Annotated in this window: 12 protein-coding genes and 1 tRNA gene; 9 read left to right on the top strand and 4 right to left on the bottom strand. The window is 52.7% G+C overall.

All coding sequences use genetic code 11. The features are described from left to right. Positions 1-86: 86 nt before the first annotated feature. Together GC101_RS21020 and GC101_RS21025 are read right to left on the bottom strand one after the other, a co-directional pair. The gene (locus tag GC101_RS21020) at positions 87-1064 is read right to left on the bottom strand and encodes a Gfo/Idh/MocA family protein (RefSeq protein WP_171718844.1); all 978 of its coding nucleotides are present in this window, start codon (positions 1062-1064) and stop codon (positions 87-89) included. A 184-nt stretch (positions 1065-1248) separates the two neighbouring features. After that, positions 1249-2094: an SDR family oxidoreductase gene (locus tag GC101_RS21025; protein ID WP_171718845.1), complete on the bottom strand. Its 846-nt coding sequence runs from the start codon at positions 2092-2094 to the stop codon at positions 1249-1251. 94 nt (positions 2095-2188) lie between these two features. Between GC101_RS21025 and GC101_RS21030 the strand changes: the two genes are divergently transcribed. Beyond that, on the top strand, positions 2189-2602 hold the full coding sequence (locus tag GC101_RS21030; RefSeq protein WP_171718846.1) for a MerR family transcriptional regulator: 414 nt from the start codon (positions 2189-2191) through the stop codon (positions 2600-2602). 36 nt (positions 2603-2638) lie between these two features. Here GC101_RS21030 and GC101_RS21035 read toward each other — a convergent pair whose 3' ends face one another. After that, on the bottom strand, positions 2639-3832 hold the full coding sequence (locus GC101_RS21035; protein ID WP_246354436.1) for an MFS transporter: 1194 nt from the start codon (positions 3830-3832) through the stop codon (positions 2639-2641). A 218-nt stretch (positions 3833-4050) separates the two neighbouring features. Beyond that, positions 4051-4127: transfer RNA gene (locus GC101_RS21040), tRNA-Pro, on the bottom strand. 512 nt (positions 4128-4639) lie between these two features. Here GC101_RS21040 and alaS point away from each other — a divergent pair. From alaS to GC101_RS21080, 8 genes are all read left to right on the top strand, one after another. Then, positions 4640-7273, top strand: a complete 2634-nt coding sequence (gene alaS / locus GC101_RS21045) for an alanine--tRNA ligase (protein WP_171718980.1) — start codon at positions 4640-4642, stop codon at positions 7271-7273. 319 nt (positions 7274-7592) lie between these two features. Continuing rightward, positions 7593-7868 carry an IreB family regulatory phosphoprotein gene (locus GC101_RS21050; protein ID WP_036696603.1) on the top strand — a complete coding sequence of 92 codons (276 nt, stop codon included), beginning with the start codon at positions 7593-7595 and terminating at the stop codon, positions 7866-7868. Further along, positions 7868-8284 carry a Holliday junction resolvase RuvX gene (ruvX, locus tag GC101_RS21055; RefSeq protein WP_042140895.1) on the top strand — a complete coding sequence of 139 codons (417 nt, stop codon included), beginning with the start codon at positions 7868-7870 and terminating at the stop codon, positions 8282-8284. The genes GC101_RS21050 and ruvX overlap by 1 nt, the downstream gene beginning before the upstream one ends. A 13-nt stretch (positions 8285-8297) precedes the next feature. Continuing rightward, positions 8298-8606: a DUF1292 domain-containing protein gene (locus tag GC101_RS21060; RefSeq protein ID WP_036696606.1), complete on the top strand. Its 309-nt coding sequence runs from the start codon at positions 8298-8300 to the stop codon at positions 8604-8606. Then, positions 8599-8907: a DUF1292 domain-containing protein gene (locus GC101_RS21065; protein WP_039295631.1), complete on the top strand. Its 309-nt coding sequence runs from the start codon at positions 8599-8601 to the stop codon at positions 8905-8907. Before GC101_RS21060 ends, GC101_RS21065 begins: the two co-directional genes overlap by 8 nt. Positions 8908-9041: 134 nt before the next feature. Continuing rightward, positions 9042-10088, top strand: a complete 1047-nt coding sequence (mltG, locus tag GC101_RS21070; RefSeq protein ID WP_171718848.1) for an endolytic transglycosylase MltG — start codon at positions 9042-9044, stop codon at positions 10086-10088. Between the two features lie 48 nt (positions 10089-10136). Then, positions 10137-11069 (top strand): peptidase U32 family protein, encoded by a 933-nt coding sequence (locus GC101_RS21075; protein ID WP_171718849.1) that lies wholly within the window; start codon positions 10137-10139, stop codon positions 11067-11069. A 259-nt stretch (positions 11070-11328) separates the two neighbouring features. After that, positions 11329-12651 carry a peptidase U32 family protein gene (locus tag GC101_RS21080; RefSeq protein WP_042134976.1) on the top strand — a complete coding sequence of 441 codons (1323 nt, stop codon included), beginning with the start codon at positions 11329-11331 and terminating at the stop codon, positions 12649-12651. The last annotated feature ends 632 nt before the right edge of the window (positions 12652-13283 follow it).

Raw genomic sequence — 13283 nt, forward strand, 5'->3', positions numbered from 1 at the left:
GCGCAGCAACAGCCAGCCGCCGGGCGGATTCCCGGAGGCTGGCTGTTTATGCTGCAGGTTTATTTTTGTTTTTAGTATGCCGGCAATCAGCGTCCATTGTAATTCCGTACAAGTTCATCCATCACGCGGCTGGTACGGATAGCGGTATCGCCGGTGCTGAGAGCGGTGCCGCATCCCAGAAGCTCATCTACAATGGACTGGATCAGCGGCTGCTGGATATGGGGCGGGTGGGCAATGAATTCAGGGTACTCCCCATCTTCGGTCCTGAGAATAACCGGCTGCTCCGCAAAGGTGGAGAAGGTGATACTGCCATGGCTGCCGATAATTTCAGTAACGTCTTCGTTAGTAAAGGCATTAAAGCACCAGATGCCCGTCCCATGCACGCCTGTCTCAAAGCGGTATCTGCCGGATACGGTATCCTCAGGTTTGTAGGGGCTTCCAAAGTTGGACGCATGTCCGTTGACATCTTCAATCGGGCCAAGCAGGAAATCGAGTAGATCCAGCGTATGGCTGCCCACATCCAGTAATAACCCGCCGCCGGAAATTTCCGGGTCCACCCGCCAATTCTCCTCACTTACCGCTGCGAGCGGCTTAGTCATATGCAGAGTGCGCACAAACCTGGGTTCGCCGATCGCTCCCGTGTCCAGCCACTCCTTAACCTTGCGGAAGCGCGGAAGCCCTCTGCGGTAATAAGCGACGTACAGCGGAACCCCCGCCTGCCCGCAGGCAGCAATCATGGCTTCGCATTCCGCCGTATTAAGACCCATGGGCTTCTCCACATAGACTGGCTTTCCGGCCTGCGCTGCCGCTAAGGTGTACTCCATATGGGTGGACGGCGGTGTAGCGATATACACGGCGTCCACGCCGGTGTCGGCTATCAGACCGGCTGCCCCGTCGTACCAGCGGGGTACCCCATGCCGCCGCGCATAGTCCGCTGCAAGCTCTCCGCTGCGCCTCATGACGGCCGCGAGCTGTGATCCTCCGGCCTTTTGCAAGGCCGGACCGCTCTTAACTTCAGTTACATCCCCGCAGCCGATAATGCCCCAGCGAATGTTTTTGCTCAACTCAGTATCCTCCTCCGGATCTTGTCCTGCTTACAACATTCTCTTCATTATATCAACCATATTCCTGAAATGTTGTACGAAAGACAGCATTTTTGCGCCTCCGAGCGGCTTGGCAGGAGAAATCTTGCAGTTTCTGCAACAATTCTCCCGGACACCCCGGTATCTATGAATCAGAGTTGCAGAGCTATACGAAATAATGGCCTGCTTCCAGATCGGCGATCAGTCCGGGCTGTACCGGCTGCCAGCCCAGAAGCTCCCGCGTTGCCAGGCTTGCCTGCGCAGTGTTGTATAAGCTTGTAATGTCGAAGGCCGCGATGGCACCAAGGAAGCCGAAGTGGCCTGCGGCTTCTTCAGCTGTTATGCTGGCCGCCGGCACACTCAATTGCTGCCCGATGACTGCGGCGATCTCACGCAGCGGAATGCCTTCATCGCCGGCGCCCAGCAGCCGCGAGCCCGCCGGGGCGGCTTCCAGCGCCAGGCGGTACAGCACCGCTGCATCCAGGCGGTGGACTGCCGGCCAGCGGTTACTTCCGTCGCCGATGTAGGCGGCGAAGCCCTTCTCCCTGGCGATGCTGATCATCATCGGCACAAAACCCCGGTCGCCTTCGCCGTGCACAGACGGTGCAAGCGAGACGATGGATGCCCGGATGCCCCGCTCTGCCATTGCGAGCACTGCAGCATCGACGGCATGTCCATTTGCGTGAGCCGTGGTAATGAATGGCTTCCCGGAGCCTTCCAGCGCCGCTCCCATAGCTTCAACGGCCCCCAAATCCAGAGCCAGCGCACCTTCAAAGTCGGAGAAATCATTGGTGAATGCCAAATGAATCACGCCGTCCGCAGCAGCCGCGCCGCTGCGCAGAACCTCAAGATTATCCAGTGTGCCGTACAACGCTTCAGCCCCCGCCGCCGTTAGTCCCGCGGCTTTCTCTTCTGAACGGCAAAGACCCGTCACAGTATGTCCCGCACTGATCAGTTCCTTGACGACCGCAGAACCGATATACCCCGTTGCTCCTGTAACAAAAACATGCATAATGATATCCTCCTTCATAAGTTGACTGCCTGATCATGTTAAGCATAAACTATGAAGTGAACTCTAGGGCAAGCGGTCCAAAGGAGAAATAATAATGAAAATTCAGGAACTGGCAGACAAGATGGGACTCACGATCCATACGATCCGTTTTTATGAAAAGGAAGGCCTGCTGGATGAGCGGCATGTCCGGCGGGAAAGCAACAATTACCGCAACTATTCGGAAGAGGCTGTCCAGCGGCTCAAGCTCGTCAAGAAGTTCCAGTCCATCGGCTGTTCACTGGCGGAACTGAAGGAAGCTCTGCAGGACCACGAATCCAATGCGCATACGAACCAGCAGATCATAGATTGGATTCGCAGCAAGAAGAGGGAGATCGAACGCAAGAAGGAAGAATACGACCAAATGCTGAATACCCTGAACTGGATGCTGGAGTACCGCACTCTGCTCATGACAAATCCGCAGCAGGCGCAGGAGATGATGAAGAGCTGGCAGGCGGGCTCATCAGTGTGATCGTATGACAGTTCCCACACGCTTCAAGCGCCTGTATCATATTTCAGGCGCCTTAATGAAACAGGATAACCCGAAGGCAACAAGTAAAAGTGCAGCCAGTGCTTCAAACGCCGACAGACTGCTGCCTGCCTTTAACAGATTCAGTGCAACCTGCGGACCGGCTGAGGCCCCGATGAACAGCATAAGCGAATATACGGTAATTGCCGGGCCGCGTCTGTCTCCTGCGAGCAAGCCTATCAGTGATATCAGCACCGGGATCATGATGGAGATACCGGCAATATAAACAATGCTCATTACAACAAGTACGGGCAGGCTGGAGCTTAATCCGACTGCGCTAAGGCCCAGGGCGGCGAGCAGAAGTCCGGCTTGGAGCGTTCGCTTGAAGCCGAATTTGGCTGCCAGACGTCCCGCAAACGGCGCCAGGATCATCCCCGCGAGTCCAGCGGCTCTTACCTGCATAAGCTGAGGGGCAGTAAGCGCAAAGGGAAGCTTCGTTAAATAGTCCTGAAATATCGTGTACATGCCGACAAACGAGAGAAGAATCGTCAGGCAGATCAGATAGCACAGCACAAGCCGTTTCTGGAGGAATAATGCGGGCAGCTGTTTGTAGAGTGCGGCCAGCCCTGCCTTTGTCCGGATCTCTTCACCCCTCGGAATGAAGATGCTGAATAACACTGCGGCTACGAGACATAAGACCCCATGAATATAAAATACATAACTCCAGCCCCAATTTTCACTGACCGCACTGCTGAACAGCTGCCCGGCGATGGCCGAAACCAGAAATCCGGTGCTTACAAACCCCATGGCAGCAACTCTGCGTTCTTGCGGGAAGCTCTCGGCGACATAGATCATAACCGTCGGTGCAAAGGTTGCTGCTGCCAGTCCTTGTACTGCGCGGAGCGCAATCAGGGCAGATAGGCCCGGGGCCAGCCCTAACATAGGGGTGATGACGCCTAGCGCCAGCAATCCTGAGAGCATCAGAGGCCAGCGGCCGAAACGCTCAGACAGTGGAGCAAACAGCAGGAATCCCAAGGCGTAAGCGAACGTAAAAGCACTGCTTGCCCATGCCACCCTGGCCTGCGATGCCTGAAAGGCATCAGCCAATAAGGGGCCTAACGGCAGCGTAACATAGATGCCGGATACGACAACAAGTGAACAAAGGACCAGAACGGCAGTTATCATAGAATACCGTGCAGGCGAAGCAATCTGTTTCTGAATAGGTTCTGCCAAAAGTATCATCCATTCTTATGTGTATTCGTTGTAGAGTATTGCTCTGCACTCATTATAATCTGCGCTTCATCGTGACCTTTGCCCGTTTCCTTTGACTTGTTGCCAGATCCTACACAAATTCCAGCCTGGCCTTTGAACGCAAATAAGCCCGCAAACCATCCGGCTGCGGGTATTCATGGAACGTCAACTTATAGACTGTCTCTTTGGATTATTAAATATGGTCGAGACGACAGGATTCGAACCTGCGGCCTCTTACTCCCGAAGCAAGCGCTCTACCAAGCTGAGCTACGTCTCGACGTGTGGAACAATTCGAATTATACGCCTGTATGTAAGCGCTGTAAATATTCTTTTTAGCACAGCTTACCGGCCCCGATCAGGCAATTTTCCTGCCCGAGATTGACAGATATCAGGCCGCTGGCTATACTTGAAATGTTAAAATGCAAATCGGACAAAACGTTGATGAAAACAAGTACGCCGGAGAATGGCTCCATCAGAGAACAGGTTCCTTTGCGGATTCCCCGCAATTGGCTGTGAGAACCTTGAAGACAGGCCGGCAGAAAGCTAGTTTCGGAGTGCGGGGACAATCCCGCCGGGGGGCACCCGTTAACAGCCGCACAAGGCGATCGTCTGCAATAGTCCGTGTTCTCACGGAACAAGGCGATAACCAGGGTGGTACCGCGATAATCATCGTCCCTGAATTTAATTCAGGGGCGTTTTTTGTTTTTGATTTTTCGGGTAACTTTTGGGGCAACAATGAGATTTTCGGCCAAAGTGCCGCATTAAATGATGAGACGGGAGCTGTACATGATGAAAGCAAGTGAAATCCGTTCCAAATGGCTGCAGTTTTTTGAGAGTAAAGGTCACCGCATTGAGCCGAGCGCCTCGCTCGTGCCCCACAACGATCCATCGCTGCTATGGATTAACGCAGGCATGGCGCCGCTGAAGGCTTACTTCGACGGCCGGGAGATTCCTGAGAATCCCCGCCTGACCAACTCGCAGAAATGTATCCGTACCAATGATATTGAGAACGTGGGCAAGACGCGCCGTCATCACACGTTCTTTGAGATGCTGGGGAACTTCTCCATCGGCGATTACTTCAAGGAAGAAGCGATTACCTGGGCTTGGGAATTCCTGACCGGCAAGGAATGGATCGGCTTCGACGGCGACCGGATTTCCGTTACGGTATATGCCGAGGACGAAGAAGCGTTCAAGCTGTGGAATGAAAAGGTCGGTCTGCCTGCAGAACGCATCATCAAGCTGGGTGACGAGAACTTCTGGGATATCGGCGAAGGTCCTTGCGGCCCTTGCTCGGAGATCTTCTATGACCGCGGCGAAGCTTACGGCAGTGATATGAGTGATCCTGAGATGTATCCGGGCGGTGAGAATGAACGCTGGCTGGAAGTGTGGAACCTCGTGTTCTCGCAGTTCAACCATAACAAGGACGGCAGCTACACACCGCTTCCTAACAAGAATATTGATACCGGCGCAGGTCTGGAACGCTTCGCTTCCATTCTGCAGGATGTGGACTCCAACTTCGATACCGACCTGTTCCAGCCGATTATCCAGAAGACTGCCGGTCTTGCCGGTGTAACCTACAAGGATAATGTTGATCAAGATATCGCGCTAAAAGTCATTGCCGACCATGTGCGTACCGTTACTTTTGCAGTAGGTGACGGAGTGCTTCCTTCTAATGAAGGACGCGGCTACATTATCCGCCGTCTGCTCCGCCGTGCCGTACGCTACGGCAAGACCCTGGGACTGGACCGCCCGTTCCTGCATGAGCTGACAGAGACAGTGGGCGACATCATGGGAGTGTATTATCCTTCCGTAGTGGAGAACCGTGAATATATTGCCAAAATCATCCGTCTGGAAGAGGAACGCTTCCACGAGACACTGTCCGACGGTCTGGCTATCCTGGGCGAGATCAGCGCCAAAGCCAAAGCTGAAGGCCTGAGTGCTATTGCAGGCGCTGAAGCGTTCAAGCTCTATGATACTTATGGATTCCCGTTTGACCTGACGGAGGACTTCGCTTCCGAGCAGGGGCTTACGGTTGACCGTGAAGGCTTCGATGCTGCGATGCAGGAGCAGCGGGACCGTGCCAGGGCTGCCCGCCAGGACAGCGCCAGCATGAAGATTCAGGGCGGAGCACTTGCCGAGCTGACGGTTAAAAGTGAATTTGTTGGATATAATGACACGGTAACCGAGTCAAAAGTGCTGGCGATTGTAGTTGACGGCGCACTTGCTGATGTCGTCAGTGAAGGCGCCCAGTGCCAGGTTATCCTTGAAACGACTCCGTTCTATGCGGAAAGCGGCGGCCAGGTCAGCGACACCGGACTTTTGACCGGCGGCTCTGTGACTGCCAAGGTTACCGGACTCTTCAAAGCTCCGCATGGCCAGCATGTGCATCTGGTTACTGTCGAAGCTGGAGACTTGAAGGTTGGAGATACAGTCCGTGCGGAAGTGAACCGTGCCGAGCGTGAGGATATCGTGAAGAACCATACGGCAACCCACCTGCTGCACAAAGCGCTGAAGGAAGTGCTTGGCGGCCATGTTAATCAGGCAGGCTCTTTAGTAGAAGGCTCACGCCTGCGCTTTGACTTCTCGCATTTCGGAGCCATCACTGCGGAGGAGCTCAGCGATATCGAACAACGCGTGAACGCCCAGATCTGGCGCGGCCTCGATGTTGTCATTGAGAACAAGCCGATTGATGAAGCCAAAGCTATGGGAGCGATGGCCCTCTTCGGAGAGAAATACGGCAATATCGTCCGTGTCGTGCAGGTCGGCGACTACAGCCTGGAGCTGTGCGGCGGATGCCATGTAGCCAATACATCGCAGATCGGAATCTTCAAGCTGCTCAGCGAGAGCGGCATCGGTTCCGGTGTGCGCCGGATCGAAGCGGTGACCGGCCGCTACGCCTACCAGTTCACGGAGAGCCAGCTGGATCTGCTGAAGCAATCGGCAGCACTGCTGAAGTCCTCGCTGGGCGATGTGCCGAAGCGGATCGAAGCCCTGCACGCCCAGGTTCGTGAGCTGGGCCGCGAGAACGAATCGCTGCAGTCCAAGCTGAGCGCAACCTTTGCAGCTGAGCTGACCAGCAGTGTAATTACAGTTGGCGGCGGCACGCAGCTGTTGGCAGTATCCGTGCAAGCCGGCAATATTGATGCTCTGCGCTCGACTGCCGATGAACTGAAATCCAAGCTTCCGGATGCCGTACTGGTGCTCGGTGCAGTAATGGATGACAAGGTGAACTTTGTGGTTGCTGTGCCGCAGGACCTGGTGAAGAAAGGCTTCCACGCCGGCAAGCTGGTCAAAGAAATCGCTGCGGTCTGCGGCGGCGGCGGCGGCGGACGTCCGGACATGGCACAGGCTGGCGGCAAGGATGCCTCCAAACTGGGCGAAGCCCTGAAGAAGGCCGAAGAGCTTGTAGCTGCATTGGCTTAACGGATTGCCTGAAATAGCTGAGAAATTCCCCGGATAAAGATACAGCGGTACTGAGGGCAACATATCAGTACCGCTGCTTTATTCACAAAATGTATAATTTTTGGGGTTATTCATTATTGACCCGGGGCTTGCAATAGCTTAAAACCCAAAAAAACATCTATTTTTGTAGATAAAATGCCAAAAAAAGCGCTTTTACAGTGGCAGGATTTCCTCGTTGGGCCATGAATATGTTATGATGAAGGCAGCAAGTAAGCTGTACAGCAGCAACTTTGCGAAGCCGCCCGAATCGGGGTGATTTTGCAGAAGGAAGGTGTCACAAATGGACTCCATGGACAAAACGGTCAAATTCAATGTGAAGGGCGACGAAAAGGAAGCTTCTCCCCAGGAAATTTTACTCGCCGTGTATGACGCGCTGGTGGAGAAGGAATATCATCCGATCAACCAGATCGTAGGGTATCTACTTTCCGGAGATCCGGCTTACATTCCGCGCCACAACAATGCGAGAAGTTTGGTCCGGAGAAAAGAACGTGATGAGCTGATTGAGGAACTGGTCCGGTTCTATCTGGCCAATCATCGGGTGGACCAGCCGAAATGATGAAGAAGCTGGGACTGGATTACGGCGACCGCAGAATCGGTGTCGCCACAAGCGATATTTTCGGGTGGACAGCGCAGGCTTTGGAGACTATTGAGCGGCGCGGAAACGGCAACGAATTCGACCGTATCCGTGAACTGGTCAAGGAGTACGAAATCGGTGAGATTGTCGTTGGGCTGCCGAAGAATATGAACGGCTCAGTAGGACCCCGTGGTGAAATTTGCATCGAATTCGCAGACCAGCTGCGGGAGCAACTTGATTTACCCGTACACCTTTGGGATGAGCGTCTGACGACGGTATCTGCTGAGCGGGTGCTGATTGAAGGGGACGTCAGTCGGAAGAAACGCAAGGGGATTGTGGACAAAATGGCCGCAGCCCTAATATTGCAAAATTTTTTGGATGCTAACAGTAAAAGGTGAGGGGTGTGCGGATATGACAAACGAGCAGATCGGCCAAGAAGAAGAACCGGAAATTATCTATATTCCTGATGAGGAAGGTAATGAAGAGGAATTTGAGGTCATTATGAAGTTTGAAGTCGACGGATCGGACGCGAAGTATATGATGGTGGTTCCACTGGATTCTGAGGATGAAGAGACTGATGAAGTCTATGCGTTCCGTTACGAAGAAGACGGCGACGACTTGCAGCTGTTCATGATTGAGAATGACGAGGAATGGGCTATTGTAGAAGAAACCTTCAATACTTTGGTAGACGAGCTGGATGGAGGAGCGGAGAATGACTGATTTTTCCGCTGATCAAGCGGTATGGACTTCGAAGCTTAAAGAAGTATACGGAGAAACAGTAGAACTGGAAGATGAGCAGGGCAAGTCTTCCGTTTACGATATTATTGCTGAATTTGCTGTCGGTGACCGTGCTTATGCTGTTTTGGCCGGTTCAGGAAGAGCTGCGGAGCAGGAAATTCTGCGGATCGTGGTTTCCCCTGACGGGCTTCCTGAGCTGGAGAGCATTATGGACGATGAAGAGTGGGAGGATGTTTCCGAGCTGTACGATGAGCTTACCTTCCCGGCTGAAGACACCGAATAAAGTCATAGCATTAGCACGGAAGAGGGCGGATTTTTTTCCGCGCTCTTTTTGCTTGGGATGCAGGAAATAAAAAAAGTGTTGAATTTAAGACAATACAATTTTATACTTTATAGTCGGAAAGTGAGGCGTAATATTTGAAAGCCGTGATCCGCACTGTGCTTATTATAATCCTTGTCCTGGCAGCTGCTGCAGGGGGAGGAGCATGGTATATCTGGAATGGAATGCAGCCGGTGGAGCCCGCAGGGCCGGCCGTGACGGTTACGATAGAGAAGGGTATGGGAAGCTCGCAAATTGCCGACCTGCTCGAAGAGAAGGGAATCATCAAGAACGGATTATTTTTTAAAGGGTATTTAAAATGGGTCCAGGAAGGCTCCAGCTTCAAGGCAGGAACCTATAACGTGAGCCCGGGCGACTCTTATGATACCTTGATCAGCCGGATGAATGCAGGGGATGTCGTGAAGGAAGATACCATTGTATTCACGATCCCCGAAGGGTATACGGCGGTTCAGGTTGCAGATAAGCTGGCTGAAGCGTGGAACCAGAAGGCAGAGGTTTTCCTGCAGTTGATTGACTCAGGTGCGGGCCTTGAGGCAGTAGGGACTTTAGGAATCCCGGAGAATAAGGAGCTGCGGCACCGTCTTGAGGGGTATCTGTTCCCGGAAACCTATGAGCTGGCCAAGGACAGTACTCCACAGGAGGTCATTGAAGCCATGCTGGAGCAGCTGGTGAAGAAGCTGGACACGATCCCTGAGTGGAAGGCGAAGCTGGCGAACCGTGGACTTACCTTGCATGAGCTGATGACGGTTGCTTCGCTCGTAGAGCGTGAGGTGGTAGTGAACGAGGAACGTCCGCTGGTCGCCGGTATTATTTATAACAGACTGGACAAGGGTCAGAAGCTGGAGATTGATGCTACGGTCCAGTATTTGCTGGATAAGCAGAAGGAACGGCTCTACGAGAAGGACCTGAAGGTGGACAGCCCTTATAATACGTACAAGCAGGAAGGATTGCCGCCTGGACCGATCAGCAGCCCGGGGCTTGCTTCTATTGAAGCCGCATTGACTCCGGAGGTATCGGAATATTTCTTCTATGTCACCAAGAAGGATGGTTCCCAGGCGCATTTATTCGCCAAGACCTACAAGGAACATTTAGCCAATATCGAAAAAAGCAAACAAAATCAGTAGGAAAAGAGCTACAATAGTATTGATGCGATAGGCACAGGAGGTAACACAATGAATAACAAACCGGAGCTGCTGGTGACAGCAGCCTCGCTGGAAGAAGCGGCGGCTTTGCTTGCGGCAGGTGCAACTGCGCTGCTGATCGGAGATGACCGTTTCGGCATGCGGCTCGCCGGGCATTTCTCGCTGGAAGATACTGCAGCAGCTGTAAAGCTTGCACATGATACAGGTGGTAAGGTGTACGTAAGCATAAACGGGCTGATCTCCAATAAAATGCTGGAAGAGCTGCCGGCTTACATCAAAGCAATCGGCGAATTGGGTGTAGACGGGGTCGAATTCGGAGACCCTGCTGTCCTGGCAGCCGTAAAGGCAGAAGCACCGGAACTTAAGCTGCACTGGAATGCGGAAATGACCTCCACCAACTACGCCACAGCCAACTATTGGGGCAGTAAGGGAGCTTCGCGGGTTGTCTTGGCACGTGAGCTGAATATGGATGAAATGACCGAAATGGTACCTCATCTGCAAGTCGAGGCTCAGGTCCAGGTGCATGGCATGACGAATATTTATCATTCCAAGCGTAAGCTGGTAGCCAGCTATATGTCTCATCAGGGGCGTCCGGGTGATGGCGGCAGTCTTGGCAAGGAGCGCGGACTTTTCCTGATTGAAGCGGAACGGCCGAATGAGAAGTTCCCGATATATGAGGATGAGAACGGAACGCATATTATGAGCTCGGACGATATTTGTATTCTTGAGGATCTGCATTTCCTGCTGAAGGCTGGTGTGCACAGCCTGAAGATTGAAGGGCTGCTGAAGCCGGTGGCTTATAATGTAGCTGTGGTTAAGGCTTACCGCCATGCCATTGACTTGTATTCCGCTGATCCGGCTGAATATGCTTACGATGAGGCCTGGATGGATGAGATCCGGGCGCTGCAGGACCCTGAGCGTGAACTGTCGTTCGGCTTCTTCTACAAAGAACAGGTATATTAAAATATATAAATATTTAATTTGCTGTTTTAAAATTGGACTTAAAGCTTAACCTTAAAGATGAAGTAACGGAGGGGATTTTTGAAACTGGAGGAGCGGCAGCGTCCGCCTTTGTCTCCGGATGTTATCCGCAAAGCGGTATAATCAAAAACATCTGGAGACAACAGCGGCCGGAAGTTCAAACAATTCCCGCAGTTACGTTCCATCTGAAGGGGAAGTTTTTAGGTCGGTTTTGACAGCAAAGATAGGAGGGAGAACAGGAATGGGAACCATGACCAAGCCCCAATTCAAGGGCAAACGTTACCGTCTGGACAAACCGGAGCTCCTGGCTCCGGCAGGAAACTTAGAGAAATTGAAATTCGCCGTGCATTATGGTGCGGATGCAGTATATATCGGAGGACAGAAATACGGCCTGCGCTCGGGAGCGGATAATTTCACTTTTGAGGAAATGCGCGAGGGCGTTGAATTTGCCAAGAAATATGGTGCCAAAGTATTCGTAGCGACGAATATCTATGCTCACAATGAAGACATCGCCGGGATTGAAGAATACCTGCGTAACTTATATGAAGCCGGCATTGCTGCCATTATTGTAGCCGATCCGGTGATTGTGGATACCGCGCTTCGCCTGGTACCGGGTCTTGAGGTGCATCTGAGCACCCAGCAGTCCACGCTCAACTGGCAGGCAGTATCTTTCTGGAAGCAGGAAGGACTGCCGCGGGTCGTGCTTGGCCGGGAGACCAGCCTGGAGGAGATTGCCGAGATCAAGCAGCATGTGGACATTGAGATCGAGAGCTTCATCCACGGTGCGATGTGCTCCTCGTACTCCGGACGTTGTGTATTGTCCAATCACTTTACAGACCGCGATTCCAACCGCGGGGGCTGCTGCCAGTCCTGCCGCTGGAAATACGACCTGTTCGAAGATGGCCGTCCGGAAGGAACCTGGGTATCGGAAGAGGACCAGGCAGTGGCGCCTCAGGCATTGCAGCCTGGCGTAACCCAGCTGCCGCTGCATCAGCCGGAGGATAATCCGTTCTCGATGGGTTCGAAGGATTTGTGCATGCTGGAGAGTATTCCTGAGCTGATCGAAGCCGGGATTGACAGCTTCAAGATCGAAGGCCGGATGAAGTCGATCCATTACGTGGCAACGGTGGTCAATGCGTACCGCAAAGCGATCGATGCCTATATGGCGGACCCGGAAGGTTATGTGCTGAAGCCGGAATGGCTGGAAGAGCTGCAGAAGGCCGCTAACCGTCCGCTCAATACAGGCTTCTTCTACGATACGCCGGATCATGAGGATCATATTTATGAGCCGGAGGAAAAAGCGGCACCTTATGATTTCGCCGGCCTGGTGCTGGAATATGATGCGGAGAGCGGCATGGCACTCGTTCAGCAGCGCAATAACTTCAAGCCGGGCCAGGAAGTGGAATTCTTCGGACCGGATGACACCTTCTTCAAGCAGACTGTCGGCGAGCTGTGGGACGAGGCGGGGAATCCGCTGGACGTTGCCCGTCATCCGCTGCAGCGGGTGCGCATGAAGGTGGATCAGCCTGTAGCTTACTTTGACATGATGCGTAAAAGAAAATAAAGTCATAAGAATGATTTAAAGGGATGTCCTTCTTCTGGAAGGGCGTCCTTTTTTGCGTATATTCCTTGGAATCCGCCGGATAGCAGGCTGGTGCTGAATAAGGATGAATGCGGAATGAACTTTTCCGGCAGCTCTCCCCGGAGTGAGGTACCTCTTACTGGATCGGACTGAGAAGCCGCTATTTTGCCAAAAGCCTGCCTAATCTGGATGAAGCGGACTGAGAATCCTTTATCTTGTTCTTCTAAGCTTCAAATGAGCTGATTCAGAGCAATTAACGGAATCTCAGTCCGATTGTCGCGAGATTTCGCCAGATTTGGCCGAATAGCGGAATTTCAGTCCTCCTCACAAGCCGATGTGACCCTGGAGCGTCTGCCAGGTTCCGGATGGAAAATAAGGAAACCGGAGAGCTTCATACGCTCCGGTTTGATTCACCCGTAGGGGGATTTTAGTTCTAGACCAAAATACTTATGCAGTTCGACAAAAACATAAAAATTCTGAAGCAATTTCTATAAAATACTAAGAAAAATGAGCCTTTGTGCCGATATATATCACAGGTAACGCTTACATACGTCTTCTAATCTAATTGGCAGGTGATTGTAATGGGGGCTCCAAATCCGGAGAGCGACAGAGAC

This window comes from Paenibacillus phytohabitans, from assembly GCF_013141775.1.
Lineage (GTDB): Bacteria > Bacillota > Bacilli > Paenibacillales > Paenibacillaceae > Paenibacillus_AQ > Paenibacillus_AQ phytohabitans.